A 16,612-nucleotide genomic window follows, 5' to 3' on the forward strand; every position below is an offset into this window, starting at 1 on the left:
ACTGATCGATCCACGGATGCGCGCCGAGGGCCCGCGCGCCCCGTGACGCGCCTGCCACGCTCTCGGGCATGGCAGCGAAAGACGACCTCGGCCGAGCCGGGGAGGACCGCGCCGTCGCCCATCTGATCGGCGACGGCTACCGCATCATCGCGCGCAACTGGCGGTGCCCGCAGGGCGAGATCGACGTCGTCGCCGAACGCGACGACACGCTCGTCGTCGTCGAGGTGAAGACCCGGCGCAGCGAGTTGTACGGGCACCCCTTCGAGGCGATCGACAAGCGCAAGGCCGCGCGACTGTGGCGGCTCGCGATGGCGTGGCTGGCCGCGCATCCCGACCTCGCCCGCGGGCGACGGCTGCGCATCGACGCCGTCGGCCTCGTCGGGCCCGATGCCCGCACCGCGCGGCTCGAACACCTCGAGGACGCCCTGTGAGCGTGTCGCGGACCTGGGCGGTCGCTCTGACGGGATTGCGCGGCGACCTGGTCGAGGTCGAGGCGGACGTGTCGTCGCAGACGCCGGAGTTCTCGATCATCGGCCTCGCCGACAAAGCCCTGGGCGAGGCGGGACGACGGGTGCGCAACGCGTGCGCCAATCGCGGGCTCGACCTGCCCAAGCGCCGCATCACGGTCAACCTGTCGCCGGCGAGCCTTCCCAAGCGCGGCTCGGGGTTCGACGTGGCGATCGCCGTCGCGGCGCTCGCGACGACCTCTTCGATGGATGCCGCCCGCATCGCCGGGACCGTGCACATCGGCGAACTGGGACTCGACGGGCGACTGCGGCCTGTTCCGGGCGTCCTGCCCGCCGTCGTCGCCGCGCACCGCGGGGGCGTCACCCGTGTCGTGGTGCCTGCGGCGAACGCCGACGAGGCGGCCCTCGTCGACGGCGTCGAGGTGTTCGCCGCGACCTGCCTCGCCGAGGTGGTCCGCTGGCACGGCGGGGTCTCGGACGCTCCCGATCTCGCCCCGGTCGCGGCCTCGACGCCCTCGTCACCGGACGACGTGGCCCTCGAGCTCGGCGATGTGGTCGGCCAGCCCGAGGCGGTCGACGCCCTGGTCGTGGCCGCAGCGGGCGGCCATCACGTGCTCATGAGCGGCCCCCCGGGCGCGGGTAAGACGATGCTCGCACGGCGGCTCCCCGGCATCCTTCCGCCCCTCGACGACGATGCGGCCCTCGCGGTCGCGTCCGTGAGATCGCTGTCGGGCGAGACGGTCACGCGCCTCTCGCGCATCCCGCCTTTCGAGAGCCCGCACCACGGCGCGACGGCGGCGGCGCTCATCGGCGGCGGATCGGGAGTCATCCGTCCCGGCGCGATCGCCCGGGCGAGCGAGGGGGTGCTGTTCCTCGACGAGTACACCAACACAAAATCAACCCTTCGGTCGACACGATGTTGCCCAGGTTGTATATTTGCCGTATCGACACCGACCCGTGGTCGCGTTGACCGCTTAGCTACAGCGTCACAGAAGCCCCGCCGTTTCCCGTGGTCTCGGTCCTCCTCAATCACTCACCGATTGGAGGTCCGCGATGAGCGGCCTGTCTATCGCGGGATTCCCGCACAGCGTCATCGGCGCTGACCGGCGCGGTTTCAACGTCGCCGCCGACAACCTCCGGTTCACCGCCGATGGCGTGAACCTTGATGTGCTCTGGAACGAGTTCCAGGGCGTGCTCAGCGAATGGAACCGTAGCCGGTCCGCATTCGCAGCCCTCTTCACGTCGAACACGATCGACCCGTTCTTCGATCTCCCGGCCGGGGAGAGTGACATCGAGTTCGACCTCCAGAGCGAGTTCGGAGTGCCCACCGCCGGTCGTCCGAACGTCGACGTCATCCGCGGTGGTCTCCCGCTGGTGTGGCGTGACAAGTCGAGCCGATTCACCCGCGCTTACCTGCGCGACGCCAGCGCCGAGCAGGTTCGAGGCCAGCACGCCGCGATGCTCGAGGCAGATAACCGGCGCGTGTTCCGCGAGGTGATGGCTGCGCTTACGACGCGTAGCGAGGTCGGGAATCGTCCCATCAACGAGAACGGCCAGCAGATCTACGACCTGTGGGACGGATCGACTGGCGAAGTCCCGCCCTCTTACGCCGGTCGCACGTTCAACTCGTCGCACAGCCACTACCTCGTTTCCGGTGCCAACCAGATCGACTCCAAAGACGTCGAGGACCTGATTGCCACCGTTCAGGAGCATGGCTACGGCGTTGCCGCGTCTGGTGAGCGCATCATGCTGCTGGTCAACCCGTTCCAGGCCGACGCGATCCAGACCTGGCGCGCGAACTCGCCCAATGCCAACGGCGCAGTCGCAAAGTACGACTACATCCCCAGCGTCTCGGCCCCGGCGTACCTCACCGAAGCATCCATCGTCGGCGACGCAGCTCCCGCGGCGTTCAACAACCTCCCAATCATGGGTTCTTACGGGGACGCGTGGATCCACAAGTCGCCGTTCGTGCCACTCGGTTACGTGATCGCCGTCGCGACCTCAGGAGCCGGCAGCGCGCGCAACCCGCTCCTGATCCGCGAGCACCGGACGCCCGGCGAGCGCGGACTCATTCTGCGCCGTTCGCAGGGCGGGGCACACCCTCTCGTGGAGTCGATCTACGAGCGCGGCATGGGTGTCGGCGTTCGCCACCGTGGCGCTGCCGCGGTCATGCAGGTGAAACCCAGCGGGTCGTACGAATCACCGATCTGGACGTAAGACCGACCACAAGTCGGGTGCGTGTACGCGATGTACATCAAGCACGCACCGGAGTGCCGTCGTTTGAGATGGGCGACGGCACTCCCTCAAAGACCCGGCGTGAGCTGATCACCTCGCGCCGTGAAGATCCGTCCTTCGTCGGGGATCTTCACCGGGGCGCCACCCTTCTTTCCTTCCGGTGGCGCCCCGGCATTCAACTCGGAAGGAAAGGCCAGAACTTCCAGGAAGGGAAGACGTCATGGAAACCGAATTCATCGACCTGATTGACGACACTGCCGCCGTCATCGAGGCAATGAACTTCGTGAAGGCTCAGATGGGCGCAAGTCGTCATCAGTGGCTTCACGAGCAGGACGTGTGGGTGCGTGAAGCGCTCACCGCCAGCACGACGGACGATGGCTTCGAGAAGCAGCCCGATCCGGGTCGCGCGATCGTGGTCGAAAGCATCAGCACCAGCACTCGTGAAACGGATGGGTCCGTCTTCTACGGTCGCCCTTGGCGCTACGCCTCCGAGGTCGACGGTCCTCTCCGCGGCGTGGACATGACCGACGGCAGCCTCATCAGCGCGTGCCATCGCCACGATGCCTTCGACCTGTTCGACCGGACTCGCGCCGTTGCCATCGTCTACATTCCGCGAGGTCGGTACATCACGGAGTTTGCGTTCTGCCAGGAGTGCGTCAACACGCTCGGCCTCCACGACGCCATAACTTACCCCAGGGCGGGCTGACCCGTGGTTCGCATGCGCCTCGAGAACAACGGCGACACCCTCGAAATCTCAAACTGGATGCCCACAGGCGTCCTGCGCCGAATCGGGGCATCTGGGTTCGGGATGGCCCCCACTGTGAACCGGTTCCGGGAGGGTGCCGCCGATGGCACACGCTTCCGAGGACAGCGCAAAGGCGGGCGAGTGATCAAGCTTCCCGTGGCGTTCCAAGGTGAGTCCGAGGCCGAGATTCAGGACCTCATGCGCAAACTGGTTCGGATCCTGAACCCCCGCGTCTCGCTGGCAACGCTGTTCGTCACTTACGACGACGGAACCGAGTTATTCACAGACGTGGTCTTCGCCGGAGGTGGAGACCACATCTTTGGCGAGGGCACCGACTCACTCACCTTTGCAGAGTGGGATCTGACGTTGCAGTCGACCTCCGCCTACTTCACCTCTGCCGAGTCAGTCGACGTCAAGATCGACGCCGGTGGCAACTCCGGTCGCGGCTTGATCAAGACGGGGAGTATGGGCCTCTCGCGCCTCCGAGTGTCCTCAGCCAGCGTCATCGGCAGCGTGGAGGTAGATAACCCCGGCGATGCCGACGCGTTCCCGATCTGGCTCGTCGAGGGACCGGGGCACCACTTCCACGCAGACGTGTACGGAGCCGGGTTCACGTACGACCCCGCCGTCGAGGTCGGCAACCCCATCACGGTGAACACCCGTGACAAATCGGTTACTAATGCCAACGGCTCGGTCTATACCGGCCTCGCGGACGCGCCGCTTCTGTTCGCTATCCCGCCTGGTCGAACGACGATCAACCTGTCGATGCAGGACACGAACGGCCAGACGCGCGTTCGCCTCAACTTCCAGCCGCGCTACGAAGTGGTGATCTGAATGAGCAAGAAGCGCTGCACAGCGACGATCACGGTGAACAACCGCGGTCGCCAAGGGCAGCCATGCCGAGCGTGGGCCGTTTCAGGCTCTGACTTCTGCAACGGCCACACCGAAGACGGGGGCATCGGCCCTCGCGACGTGACGAAGATCGAGCGACGCTGCATCGGTCGTCATGCAGACGGCGAACAGTGCCATAACGACGCACTGCGCGGGCAGCGCACGTGTCGTTACCACGGTGCCAATCAGGCCTCGGCAGCGAAGGCACAAGACCTCCTCGACCGAATGGTGGAGCCGGTTCTGTGGGAACTCCGACGCATCGCGCTCGACGCCGAGACTTCGGAGGGGGATCGACTCCAGGCAATGCGCATGATTCTCGATCGCACCTTGCCTAAGGAACGCAAGGTCGAGGTTACCCACAAGCCGTGGGAGACCACCCTGCAGTCCATCATTCGGCAGGTTCCGGAGGGTGAACAGATCGCGAGTGGCCACGTAGTCCCGCGCGAACTTGCGGCCGACAACATCATGGACGCTGAGGTCGTCGAAGAGAGCCAAGACCTTCGCATGCCGACTCTCGAAGAGGTCGAGGCCCAGGAGCGCGAGGACCGGAAGCGTCGCATCACCGAGAGCGGAAAGCCGGACTGGTTCAAGCAGGACCGGCTAGAGCAGTTGCGCAGGCAGTACCCCGACCAAGGCCGGCCCAATCTGCACAGCACCGTCGACTCGCGCAACGCGAGGTAGGAGGTCGCCACCATGCGACAGCACACACCGCAGCCACCGCCCCGACGCGGGGAAGCTGAGTTCTCGTACCCGTCGCCCGAACACCCGGAGCCAACAGACTCGACGCTTCCCGCCTCACGAAAGTGGATCGGTGTCGTCAGGGGACGCACCGACAACGGCAACATCGTCCTCGGCTATGACTGACGATCAGCCGCGGTGGAAGTTCCGCATCAACGCACGTGCTGCCGGGTTTGGCCAGAAGACCCAGTACGAGGCAATTTGCCCGACATGTCCGGACGAGTGGCACCGTAAAGACGGTTGCGACTGCCTCGCATTCGCGACCGCGTTCGAGGCTCGGCAGTTCATTCGCGACGCGAACCAGGCGCTAGCCGTCGATGGCGCGTCAGGAACTGCCTGAGTCGATCTGACGCGCTAACACGTCGAGGACGGGTCGCGACAACACTGCAAGGCTGACAGCGTCAGACGGTCGCTCCTCACACGCTACGAAAGTTGACACGGCTCGTATCAAGTGGGGGTTTACTCGAGTGCCCGCCTCGATTAATATGGGCAATAACAACAAAGCCGATTGGCGACCGCGACTGAATCACTGTCCTCGTACCGAGGGCATATCGAATTAGGCGGACGAGGCTCAGACCTCCGCAGGAGTTGATAGCGGACAGACCCTCTGTTGAAGCACACCGACAGGTGGTGTTTCCAGTGGCTCTGCCCAAGACCCGTCAGATGGTCACCGAGATTGCTCTCGATCGTGGCCTCACCCGTGCCCAGATCGCTGCTGCGACCGGAATCGCGGTTTCGGCGTACTCGAACCACGCCAAGGGACGACGACATGTCAGCCCGGACGAGGCGAAGGCTTACGAGGCGTTCTTCGGTCTTCCCATCCAGACGTTGTTCGATGATGACGTTCTCGCGTACGTCAACGACTGGCCTCCGCGCAGGGGCATGGGTTCTCGCAAGCATGACGTTGCCCGCGCTCACTCGCGTCTCGTCAAGGGCGTCGATGCCGACGCCGAGTACGGCGAGGACTACATCATGGACGTTCCCGCCCAGACCGTCCTGATGCAAATCCCCGACAGCTACGTCGACCAGGTGGTCGCATTTCTCCGTGGCCTGGATGCGCGGTCGTGATCATGGCTACTACAACGCACAACGCCGCGATCTTCCGCCCGCGCGACCCCGAGCCTCGCCGCGCGATGCGACGCGACCTCACCCCGGTCTTCCGCGAAGTGGTTCGGGAGCATCGCGGACTGTCCGTCATCGAGCACTTCATCCGACGGGTCGCGAGGGGACTGTGAGCACGGTCAGGCCAGAGGCCGGCCGGTCTTCGCTCCGAGTGCTGCCCCTGCGTCCAGGCACCAACATTCCAGCTATCGCCGGATGGCCCGCGCGCGCGACGGACGATACGGCGCAAATCGAGGCTTGGCGTGAGGAAATCCCGGGATGCAACTGGGGGATTCTCACGGGCGGTGGGCTGGGGATCCTCGACATCGATACCAAAAGCGCACCGGAGTGGTCCTTCGGTGGCTTCGACTCGCTCATCCAGGTCGAGGAACTGCTTGAACTCGACCTGGGCGACCTCCCGCTCGTCCAGACGGCGAGCGGTGCGCACCTGTACTTCCGGTACGACGGTGCCCTGCCATCACGGGTGCCGTGGATCGAGCACGTCGATCTCAAAGCCGACGCCGCGAGTGGGCAAGGGCATCAGGTTGCCGCGCCCGGGACGTTCCGCACGGACATACCCGGCGAGCCTCGAACCTACGAGCTGGTTCGCGGTGACCTGGCGAGCATCCCATATGCGCCGGAAGCGCTGGTGCGCGCCCTGCGCGAGTGGCGCGGGTCGAGCAATGGGTCATCGGGTGGGGGAGGGTCGAGCGTTGATCTTCCCGAGACTGACGTGCTGCGAAGGACAGGGTTTCGGCTGGGACAGCGCGACAACGGCTTCAACACCCTGATGTGGAGACTCGTCCGCAATCACTACCCGCACCTCGACCTCGTTCGGCAGATCGCGTACGAGATCTGGCGTGAGACCGATAATCCGCCGGGCGATGTCTTCCCGTGGTCGAAGGTCGAAAAACAGATGCAGCGCGCGGTGAAGTCCATTGGCCCCGACGTCGAGGCGCAACTCGCCTGGGCGAGCTCTCTGAGAGGTGCACCATGAGTGCGAAAACCTACCCGACCCACGACACCGGGAACGCGCAGCGGATGGCCGACAATCACGGCCACCTGTTCCGCTGGGTGACCGACTGGCAGACATTCATTCGATGGGACGGTCAGCGCTGGGAGCGACTGCCGGATCAAACGGCCATCGAAGGTATCGCCAAACTCTCGGCGCTCGACATCGCGGATGAGGCGCGAGCGACAACTGACGACGAAACCCGCCGAGCGCTGATGAAGTGGTCGGCATCGTCGCTCGATATGCCGCGCATCCGGGCGTGCGTGAATGCGGTGAAATCTGTCGAAAAGGTCCGGATCGCATCGACTCGGCTGGACACTGCGCCGCATCTGTTGAACACCACAAGCGGAACCGTCGACCTGAGAACCGGCGTAATGCACAACCACGCCCAGGAGGATCTGCTGACCCAGCTGGTCCCGCTCGCATTCCGACCCGAGCTGATGCCGGGTTCGGGTGCTCCGCTCGTTGCGCACGCGGAACGGGTCGCACCGAACTTCACAGCGTTGGTGCGTCGAGCTTTCGCTGTCGACGCGACGGACGAGACGCTCGCGTTCATGCTGATGACGTTCGGCTACGCGGCTATCGGCGACAACCCCGAGCAGGTGTTCTTCATCCTGTACGGGGACACGAACACCGGAAAGTCGCAGACTCTCGAATGCGTGGCGCTGGTCCTTGGCCGTGACATGGCCGATGCGACTCTCAGCCCGGACCTGGTCTCCAAGACAAGAAACGGCGCACACACCGAGGACGTGAACAAGCTCGCCGGTCGCCGGTTCGGCGCCATCGACGAGGTGTCAGACGACATCGACCTGAACGAGCAGGAGGTGAAGCGACTGACAGGTCAGCGCGAGAAGTCGGTGCGCGCTATCTACGGGCGCGCCCACACTGTCCCGAGGACGTGGACCGTGTTCCTCGCATTGAACAGCATGCCGAACGTCGAGAAGTGGGACGCCGCGATCGCTCGCCGCGTGATCAGTATTCAGTCCGGCCCCACCGTGCCCGAGAAGGACCGGCGTCCCGGTCTGGCGACGAGCATCGCGCAGTCAGAGGGGGAGGCGATCCTGGCGCTGATCGTCGCGGGTGGGATGGCCTACTACGGCATGGCCGAGTCCGGCTTGGTCTACAGCAAGTCGCGTCTGCCTGGGCACGTCGCCCGTTCGACCCGGCACATCGAAGAGACCACCGACCACATCCGCCGGTTCTACGACGAATGGCTTGAGGTGGGGGAGGGATACGAGACAAGGAAGGACCACCTCCTCGCGTCCTACACCTCGTTCCGAGAGTTCAAGTCAGGTATCCACGGCTCGCACGCCCTCACCACGCGTCTCGAGGAGATTGCGCGAAGCCAGGGTCACGGGTTTGTCGATCGGAACGGCTCGAACCGGAAGATGCTCGGTGTGCAGCTTCGCGCGGCGTCACGGAGCGACCAGGACGACCTCACACCGGGTCAGATGATGCATAGCTGAGCGTTTGAGCGCAGACGAGAGGGCGTGGGCTTCGGCTTGCGCCCTCTTTCTGTGAAGCAAGATGCAATAATGCAAAAAATATGGCCTATGCAATAAGTCCCCTATAGGGGTGTCAAAAATATACTTGGTGCATGGGATGGCTTTTTTGCATTTTTGCATCGAGCTGTTTCCACTTATCTAAGGGCTCTGGTACGGATGGCCTATGGTACGGCTCTCAGCTTGTCTCGCGTGAGGGTGAGGAATGGGTGAGAACACCTGCCTCGCCCACAAGTAAGTCCGCCTCAAAGTGTCTGTATGCGTATGCGAGGACCGCGGAATTCCCGTGGTTGCATCGAATGTGACGTTGAATATTGTGGATATTGAACCCAAACCGAACGGTTAGGGTAAATGCCGCAATAGGAGCCGTTATGAAAGTCGTTGCATATCTCCGAGTGAGTACCGATCAGCAAGACACCAGTATGTCTGCGCAGCGTGACCTCATCGAGCGATGGGCTGCTTACCGCGAGCACGACATCGTGGCGTGGCTGTCCGACCCTGACGTTTCCGGTGGCACCGGCCTGGCTGACCGAGAGGGTGGGCGTGAGGTGCTGCGCATGCTGAGCGCCAAAGAGGCTCAGGGCGTGGTGGTCACCAAGCTGGACCGACTGTCCCGTGACGTTGCTGACTTCGCCACCGTGTTGAAGCAGTTCCGCAAGAAGAACTGGTCCGTTGCGACGCTCGACCTGGACATCGACACGGCCACGACCAACGGTGAGATGATCGCCCATGTCCTGATGGCGCTGGCCCAGTGGGAGAGGCGACAGATCGGAGACCGTACTCGTGCTGCGCTGGCCGAGTTGAAGCGCCAGGGCAAGCCGTACGGTGGCCGTCCCTCGAAGACCGACCTCCGCGGCGAGGTGGTCAACTACATCACTATGCGTCGTGACGAAGGTGCGGGCCTTTCGCAGATTGCGCGCGAGTTGAACGAGGCCGGCCACCTGACCTCACTCGGCAACCGGTTCTATCCGTCAACCGTTGCCAAACTCGTTGAGCGGGTCTCGGCGCTGGTCAGCTGATCTGGCGGTCAGTGCCGCGAAGCCTGAGCCAGTTGCCTTCGTTGACGTTCGATCTGCGCCGGTGATCCGCCGTTTGTGACGATCTCGTCGACTTTCGAGAGAATCGACTTTTGCCGCTGGATCGCAGTCTCAAGGCGCCGCGCGAGCTTCTTCGCCTTCTTGTGCCGCTTCCAGGCTTTTTCGCCGTCAAGAATTGCTTCTTCGAAGGTTTTTATGTTCTTTTCGAAGTAGGAGACATGGTCACGCCGCTCGGATTCGGTCATCCATGGCGAGGTTCGAACGTAATCTCTGAGCGCGCTTTCGGCTGATCGCTTCCCGGAGAACCCCACAACCAGGAACTTGGACGCTACGACCACAAAGTCTCGCTGTGTATCTCGCGCATCGTTCACGTCCTGCTCCGTCTGCCGAATCTCTACAATGATCTCGCGTCGCAACTTCTGCGCCGGGCCCCACGGAACGCGTAACAAAAGATAGCCTATTACGTCCGCGACAGCGCTGATAACGATTGCTGTGATCGGTATGGTCACAACTGCAGCAGAGCCCAGGTAGATGGCAGTCCACGTGACGAGGTATGCATACCAATCCCAACCTGACATCGTCGCCTGCTGATCCTTCGTCAGGGCGTTGAGGGAGCTCACGAGGGCTTGAACGATAAGAAACGCAAGAAGCCCGAGGAACAGGCCCCACGCGACTCTCAACCCGCGTTGTCCGAATGCGTTCTTCTTGCTGTACCGATTTGCAATCAGGCGCGCCTCGAGTACCAACGCCAGAGCAAGAACTGGGATGACCTGCGCGGCGGCGGCGAAGAAGTCCTTGTAGTGACCGACGGTGTTCACTGGATTAATCGTCCGCCTCATCCTCGGCTTGGTGGGCCGAGGCTGTCGCGTCTACTTCGCCGCGGCCACGCAGAACCCCCTCGTGAAACACCTGGGCGAGGTCACGATCCTCAGCTTGCTGATTGACATACCAATCGACGAATGACGTGTTTCGTTTCGCTGCATCGCTAGCGGCCAACAGTTTGGCGTACCGACTGGTCATGTCGTCCGTCTGTACCTGGAACCGCGCCAGTTGCTCGGCACTTGACACGCCGGTGAAGAGTCGACCCAATTGCTCCGAGGAAAGGCCCCCGGATTGGTGCGCGAGGCGTGAGGCTGTTTCCGCAACGCTCGACATTGACCGCATGTACTCGGGGGACGAAGTGTAGGTCTGGGCGATCTCCCGGAGCCGCTGTCGCAAGGCAGGCGTGAGTTCGGGGGCGGCCTCCTCCACGATGCGCGCCATAGTCACCGCGGTGGGCCTCGATCGTGTCTTCACCTCTTCGACGGCGTCTTCGCTTACCTTGGCTCCCTTGTCCAGCGCGATTTTCAGGAAGCGCTCGGACGTAAGGAAAGCAATTGGCTGTCCGCTTCGGGCCTGAAACTCCGCAACCAGATCGGGGTGCGCACCCTTGATGTCCCCATTGACTGTCAGCCACCAATCGTCTTTCTGATCGTCGGTGACGAAAATGGCTGGCTTCCTCTCTGCCTCCGCGTGCTCCAGCAGCTGGCGCCACAGGACGAGATCGCCATACTTCTCAGGTTCGCTTTTGGCCGCGTCTCTGAAGCCGGGCGGCTGCTTTTTCTCGTAACGCTCGCCGCCCTCTTTGTAGAGAGCCGTGAGTTCGTCCTCCGACCAAGCTCTTCCGATGCGACCCTCGTACAAGTCGCTGATCGCCTCGCTCGCGGTGTCGTTCGAGTTGGACGAGCGCACCAGATCTTCGTGGCGCACGCGCGCAGCCTTCAGTGCTTTGCGGAGGATCTTGCGACTTTTTCTGAGCGCTACTGTCAGTTCGCTGGTGTCGAGCGACGGGTGTCTCTTGAAGCTAGTGATCGTTGACTCTAGTTTCGTGTGCGCGTCTTCTGCTTCCTTCGCAATCCTGTCGAGGGCACCGTGCTGGGCTTGGATGACGCTGTCTCTGTTGCGGTGGTACTCAATGCCGACCTGCCGTGGGATCCAAAGCTGGTCCGCCTTCTCCTTCAGCGCTGTCAGGTACTGACTCGCTGTGGAGACTGAGTATCTATACATGTTCAGCAGCGCGCTTGAGTCGAAGACAATCAGCCCGTCGGCCCAGAGTGCGTCGAATTGTGCGTCATTGAGGCTGTAGTAGCCCGGAAACTCGTTGCGCATGTTGCCCCCTCGTGCCCGTTCTGCGAGGGCGTTCCCAAGCTACATGCGGGTACCGACAACGGCACACTGGACAGGCGGGCGGCTCGCCTGTCCTGCAGAGGGGCTAGAGCACTTGGCCCCACTTTGTGACAATCCGTACGCGACGTGCTGTCGCCGCGTTCATGCTCGCGTCGCGCGCGACGGCGTAGTCCTCGGCAGACTCGTTGCAGAAACGAGGTCGCGTACGCGGCATCCCCGCGGGCCAGCTGTCGACGATCACGGCGTCGAGGACAAGCTTCAGGAAGGCGCGACGTCGACCGGGAGTCCATGTCTGCCAGTCCACCTCATCAGCAAGAGCATTCGCGATGACTGGTCGACCGAGCAGGCCATTGATCTGGCCCTCGATGGCGTCGAGCGCGGCGTCGATCCGCTCGAACTCGGCGAGAGCTTCACGTTCGGTCGCGATGATGCCCGCGATGAAGGCGCGCTTCACGCGGTCCTTCTCGTCGCGCAGAACCGCGCGTTCGGCTTCCAGCCCGTCTATCTTGGCGTCGTCCGCGGGGTCAGACTCACCCATCCGCGTCTGCCAACGGTCGCTCTGAGACAACGCTTCCGTCACGACATCGAAGACGTACCGTTCCAGACGGTCGTGGCCGATCGTCACGCGCCCGGTGTCCTGCTCGACGACGACCTTCTCGCCGTTGCGCGTTACTGCACGCTTCACGCGAGGATGGTTTCGAGCGTCAGGGCCATGCACTCGCGCGAGGCAACCCAGCGTCGGTCCGTTCGCGTTGGTCTTCGTGTTCGTCACGAGCGGCTTCCCGCACTTCGCGCATACGGATAGCCCGCCTCCCATCGAGTGCTTGCCGCCCTTGACGCCGGGGGAGTGCACGATCTTTCGCGACGGATCGGACAGCAACGCAGTGAGTCTGTCGAACGTGCGGACGTCGATGATGGGGTCCCACCCGACGACACCGGCTTTGGTCTCTCCGAGCATCGACCGGTTCAGCAGAATCGACCGGAGGTTGGCTTGACGCCAGTGCTTCCCGGAGCGGGTCCGGACGCCCCTGTTGTTCCAGTCGGTGACGATGCTGTGCATGGGCTCGTGGTCGTCCAGCAGGCGTTTGCTCGCTTCGGCGATGCGTGCGACCTCAGCTTCGGAAGGGGCCAACTTGCCGTCACGTAGTGAGTAGCCGTACGGGGCCGATCCTCCATGCCAAAGACCGCGTTCAGCGCGAGCGCGCTTGTGGTTGACCTGGCGCTCTCTAGCTCGGCGAGTCTCGAAGCGCGCGATACCTGCGAGCATCGTCGCTCGGAACTCGCCGTCTGCTGTCGTGAGGTCGATCTCACCCTCAGCTGTGACGACCTCCGCACCGAGGTCGATGAGGAGGTTGAGGTCTTTCGTGCTTCGCAGGAGTCGATCTAGGTTGTACGCGACCACCACATCGAAGTCACGGCCGATCCCCGCGAGCATGGCTTGCCAGGCAGTACCGTCTCCGCGCTGGGTTGAGGCCCGCACCTCGTTGTCTTCGAAAACTTCGACAACCTCCCACCCGCGGCCGTCGGCCAAGGCGAGGCATCTTTTCCGCTGCGCGTCGATCTGTTCTTGTCGATCGAGCGATTGACGGAGGTAGAGCGCAGCGCGCTTCCTTCCTTCTTTCATAGTCAATTATCGCACATGGGTAATTTTGTGATCCCGCTACGAGGGCGGCGAGTTCCCCGCCTCGGTGCTCGACGCGCTGCGGCAGCCGCTCGAGAGCGGCACGATCCACCTGCACCGGTCGGGGGTCGCCGCGACCTACCCGGCGCGGTTCCAGCTGGTCGTGGCGACCAACCCCTGCCCGTGCGGGCAGCACGGGGTCCCCGGTGGGGTGTGCGAGTGCGCTCCGCAGGCCATCCGCCGTTACACGCGCCGCCTCTCGGGTCCGCTGCTCGATCGCATCGACATCGACCTGCGACTGAACCGGGTGTCGTCCGCGCGCCGGGACGGCGACACACGCACGGTGAGCACTGCACAGGCTCGTGAGGTGGTGGCCTCCGCTCGTCGACGGGCCGCGGAACGCTGGAGCGACACCCCCTGGCGTCGGAACGCCGACGTGCCGGGCACGTGGCTGCGCGGACCGGCGGCTCCGGACCCCGCGGTGCTGCAGCCTCTCGATGTGGCCCTGCGCCGGGGAGCCCTCACCCTGCGGGGGTACGACCGGCTGCTGCGCGTCGCATGGACCGTCGCCGACATCGCGGGTCACGACGAATTGTCGCGCGATGACGTCGGCCGGGCGCTGTTCCTGCGTCGGGGAGCGGCCGCGTGATCCCCTCCCTGCGCGATGAGGCCACGGCACGGGCCGCCCTGCGGGGGCTTCGTCCCGTCGACGAGTCCGACCCGTTCGGCGCACTCGCGCGTGCCGTCTGGAGCGTCCTGATCGAGCCCGGCGACAGCGAGGCGGGGGCGCTCATCGCCGCCCGCGGGCCGCTCGACGCGCTGCGAGCGGCCGTCGACCCAGACGTCGATGAGCTCCGCGGGGCTCGAGCGCGGTGGATGCCGCGCCTGCGTCCCGGGGCGATCGACGAGGCGGTGGATGCCGCGCGTCGCTGCGGGGCGCGACTGTTGGTTCCGGGCGACGGCGCCTGGCCGCGGGGGTTCGATGATCTGGGCGCGCACGCGCCGGTCGCTCTGTGGTCTCGGGGGCACGCGGACGCGTCTGCCCGTGACGTCGTGGCGCTCGTCGGCGCGCGGGCGTCGACGGCGTACGGCGAGGGCGTCGCCGCGGATCTCGCCGCCGAACTCGCGGGGGCGGGAGCCACGATCGTCTCGGGCGCGGCCTACGGCATCGACGGGGCGGCGCACCGGGCCGCTCTGGGCGCGGGCGGGAGGACGGTCGCCTTTCTCGCCGGCGGCGTCGATCGGGCCTATCCCCGCGGACACGAGGTGATGCTCGCCCGCATCGTCGACTCGGGGGCCGTCTACAGCGAGGTCCCCTGCGGAACGGCCCCCACCAAGTGGCGGTTCCTCGCCAGAAACAGGATGATCGCGGCCATGGCCGACGCCGTGGTCGTCGTCGAGGCGGGTTGGCGGAGCGGGTCGCTGAACACCGCCGCCCACGCGGCGAGCCTGGGGCGGGCTCTCGGGGCCGTGCCGGGTCCGATCACGAGCGCCGCCTCGGCGGGCTGCCATCGGGTGCTGCGCGAGTTCGGCGGCACGTGCGTGACGTCGTCCCGCGACGTGCTCGAGATGCTCGGGGTGACGCAGCTGAGGGATGACGCGGTCACCGGGGGAGCGGGCGCGTCGGCGGAGAGGGCCGGAAGCGGTGCCGTTGCGCCGGGTGGGGGAGCGGCGGACGGCGCCGCTTCGTCGCGGGGGAGAGGCCCGGGTCCCGTTCCGGACACCGCGACGGGCCGCGAGGCGCCTCCCCGCGAACCTCGACGGGGCGATCGGACCGACGACACGACGAGGGTCCTGGATGCTCTGTCCACGCGCGTGGCGCGCGGCGTCGACGAGGTCGCCCGCCGCAGCGGCATGGCGGTCGACGAGGCGGCGGTGCTGCTGGGCTTCGCCGCACTCGAGGGGCGCGTCGAGCGCGACGACGACGGCGGGTGGCGCGCACCCCGCAGCTCCGCGAGGGGGCAGGGCAGGTGACGTCCACCGCGCGTGTCGGCGGCGATCCCGGGCCGCAGCCCGCAGGCTGGGGTCATGCGCGTTTCCGAGGCCGTCGAGGGCTACCTCGCCCACCTCTCCGACGTGCGCCGCCTCTCGCCCGCGACGGTCCGCGCATACCGTTCCGACCTCGCCGACCTCGTGAACCATCTGCGCGATCCGCGCCTCGAGTCGGTCGACCTCGATCAGCTGCGCGAGTGGCAATGGCAGGCCAGCAAGGCGGGCCAGGCCAAGTCGACGTCGGCGCGGCGCATCTCGAGCGTCCGTGGGTTCTTCGCGTGGGCGAAAGACGAGGGCGTCCTCGACGCCGACGTGTCGCTCCGCCTCGTCTCGCCCAAACGCGGACGGACGCTGCCGTCCGTCGCTACGGCCGACACCCTGGCATCCGTTCTGCAATCCCTCGAGGTGGGCGCGCGCGACGGCGACCCGATCGCCCTCCGCGACCACGCCCTGCTCGAGGTGATCTACGGCTCAGGAGCGCGCGTGTCGGAGGTCTGCGGGCTCGACCTCGACGACATCGATCACGAGCGCCGCACGATGCGGTTACGTGGAAAGGGTGACAAGGAGCGGGTCGTGCCCTTCGGCCTCCCCGCCGAGCGCGCGCTGCAGGCGTATCTGGTGCGGGGTCGGCCCGTGCTGCGGGCGCGGGCGGACGACACCTCGGACGCGACGTCGTCGCGATCCCGCGGCACGGCGGTGCGGGCCGTCTTCCTGGGGGCCCGCGGCGGCCGGATCGGACCGCGAGCCGTGCACGCGCTGGTCACGCGCACCGTCGGCGACGCCATCGGCGCCGACGCCCTGGGACCCCACGCGCTGCGGCACTCGGCGGCGACCCACCTGCTCGACGGCGGGGCCGATCTGCGCGCGGTCCAAGAGATCCTCGGGCACGCGAGCCTGGGCACCACCCAGATCTACACGCACGTCTCGACCGAGCGCCTGCGCGACGCCTATCGGCTCGCGCACCCGCGAGCCTGACCTCGGCCCGCCCTACCCGGCCCGCCCTACCCGGCCCGCCCTACCCGGCCCACCCGACCCGGCCCACCCGACCCGGCCCACCCGACCCGGCCCACCCGACCCGGCCCACCCCTCGCGCCCGGCCCACCTT

At 65.5% G+C, this 16,612-nt stretch carries 17 protein-coding genes and 1 pseudogene; 15 read left to right on the forward strand and 3 right to left on the reverse strand.

The window, feature by feature from the left end:
- The first annotated feature begins 68 nt into the window (after positions 1-68).
- The 11 genes from DC432_RS12170 to DC432_RS12215 all read left to right on the forward strand — a co-directional run bounded on the left by DC432_RS12170 (position 69) and on the right by DC432_RS12215 (position 9,710).
- Complete coding sequence (locus DC432_RS12170) at positions 69-431, forward strand: YraN family protein (RefSeq protein ID WP_108320448.1); 363 nt, start codon at positions 69-71, stop codon at positions 429-431.
- Entirely contained in the window at positions 428-1,570 is a 1,143-nt protein-coding gene (locus DC432_RS12175; protein WP_243393116.1) for an ATP-binding protein, read from the forward strand. Before DC432_RS12170 ends, DC432_RS12175 begins: the two co-directional genes overlap by 4 nt.
- Positions 1,521-2,684, forward strand: coding sequence for a hypothetical protein (locus DC432_RS12180; RefSeq protein WP_116538122.1), 1,164 nt, complete (start codon positions 1,521-1,523; stop codon positions 2,682-2,684). Before DC432_RS12175 ends, DC432_RS12180 begins: the two co-directional genes overlap by 50 nt.
- A gap of 238 nt (positions 2,685-2,922) precedes the next feature.
- On the forward strand, positions 2,923-3,408 hold the full coding sequence (locus DC432_RS12185) for a hypothetical protein (protein ID WP_116538123.1): 486 nt from the start codon (positions 2,923-2,925) through the stop codon (positions 3,406-3,408).
- A 12-nt stretch (positions 3,409-3,420) separates the two neighbouring features.
- Positions 3,421-4,281: a phage tail domain-containing protein gene (locus tag DC432_RS12190; RefSeq protein WP_116538124.1), complete on the forward strand. Its 861-nt coding sequence runs from the start codon at positions 3,421-3,423 to the stop codon at positions 4,279-4,281.
- The gene (locus DC432_RS16210; RefSeq protein WP_133177933.1) at positions 4,282-5,019 is read left to right on the forward strand and encodes a hypothetical protein; all 738 of its coding nucleotides are present in this window, start codon (positions 4,282-4,284) and stop codon (positions 5,017-5,019) included.
- 175 nt (positions 5,020-5,194) lie between these two features.
- Positions 5,195-5,416, forward strand: coding sequence for a hypothetical protein (locus DC432_RS16215; RefSeq protein ID WP_133177934.1), 222 nt, complete (start codon positions 5,195-5,197; stop codon positions 5,414-5,416).
- A gap of 299 nt (positions 5,417-5,715) precedes the next feature.
- Entirely contained in the window at positions 5,716-6,144 is a 429-nt protein-coding gene (locus DC432_RS12200) for a helix-turn-helix domain-containing protein (RefSeq protein ID WP_116538126.1), read from the forward strand.
- A 205-nt stretch (positions 6,145-6,349) separates the two neighbouring features.
- Positions 6,350-7,174, forward strand: a complete 825-nt coding sequence (locus tag DC432_RS12205; RefSeq protein WP_165801261.1) for a bifunctional DNA primase/polymerase — start codon at positions 6,350-6,352, stop codon at positions 7,172-7,174.
- Positions 7,171-8,655, forward strand: a complete 1,485-nt coding sequence (locus DC432_RS12210) for a DNA primase family protein (RefSeq protein WP_116538128.1) — start codon at positions 7,171-7,173, stop codon at positions 8,653-8,655. Before DC432_RS12205 ends, DC432_RS12210 begins: the two co-directional genes overlap by 4 nt.
- A 407-nt stretch (positions 8,656-9,062) precedes the next feature.
- The gene (locus DC432_RS12215) at positions 9,063-9,710 is read left to right on the forward strand and encodes a recombinase family protein (RefSeq protein ID WP_116538129.1); all 648 of its coding nucleotides are present in this window, start codon (positions 9,063-9,065) and stop codon (positions 9,708-9,710) included.
- An 8-nt stretch (positions 9,711-9,718) separates the two neighbouring features.
- On the opposite strand, the gene DC432_RS12220 is transcribed toward DC432_RS12215, so the two are convergent.
- The 3 genes from DC432_RS12220 to DC432_RS12230 form a co-directional block, all read right to left on the reverse strand.
- Positions 9,719-10,546, reverse strand: coding sequence for a hypothetical protein (locus DC432_RS12220; protein WP_116538130.1), 828 nt, complete (start codon positions 10,544-10,546; stop codon positions 9,719-9,721).
- A gap of 4 nt (positions 10,547-10,550) precedes the next feature.
- Complete coding sequence (locus DC432_RS12225) at positions 10,551-11,876, reverse strand: PIN domain-containing protein (RefSeq protein WP_116538131.1); 1,326 nt, start codon at positions 11,874-11,876, stop codon at positions 10,551-10,553.
- A gap of 103 nt (positions 11,877-11,979) precedes the next feature.
- Complete coding sequence (locus DC432_RS12230) at positions 11,980-13,518, reverse strand: recombinase family protein (protein WP_116538132.1); 1,539 nt, start codon at positions 13,516-13,518, stop codon at positions 11,980-11,982.
- Positions 13,519-13,576: 58 nt separating this feature from the next.
- Here DC432_RS12230 and DC432_RS16930 point away from each other — a divergent pair.
- The 4 genes and pseudogenes from DC432_RS16930 to DC432_RS12245 form a co-directional block, all read left to right on the forward strand.
- Positions 13,577-13,819: pseudogene (locus DC432_RS16930) on the forward strand (ATP-binding protein); the annotation flags it as partial.
- Positions 13,820-13,885: 66 nt separating this feature from the next.
- A complete protein-coding gene (locus DC432_RS16935) occupies positions 13,886-14,164 on the forward strand; it encodes a hypothetical protein (protein ID WP_431739682.1) in 279 nt (92 codons plus the stop codon).
- Positions 14,164-15,489 carry a DNA-processing protein DprA gene (gene dprA / locus DC432_RS12240; protein ID WP_431739683.1) on the forward strand — a complete coding sequence of 442 codons (1,326 nt, stop codon included), beginning with the start codon at positions 14,164-14,166 and terminating at the stop codon, positions 15,487-15,489. The genes DC432_RS16935 and dprA overlap by 1 nt, the downstream gene beginning before the upstream one ends.
- A 54-nt stretch (positions 15,490-15,543) precedes the next feature.
- Positions 15,544-16,482, forward strand: a complete 939-nt coding sequence (locus DC432_RS12245) for a tyrosine recombinase XerC (protein ID WP_116538133.1) — start codon at positions 15,544-15,546, stop codon at positions 16,480-16,482.
- Positions 16,483-16,612 lie beyond the last annotated feature (130 nt).

It is taken from the genome of Microbacterium testaceum, assembly GCF_003075375.1.
Taxonomy (GTDB): Bacteria; Actinomycetota; Actinomycetes; order Actinomycetales; family Microbacteriaceae; genus Microbacterium; species Microbacterium testaceum_E.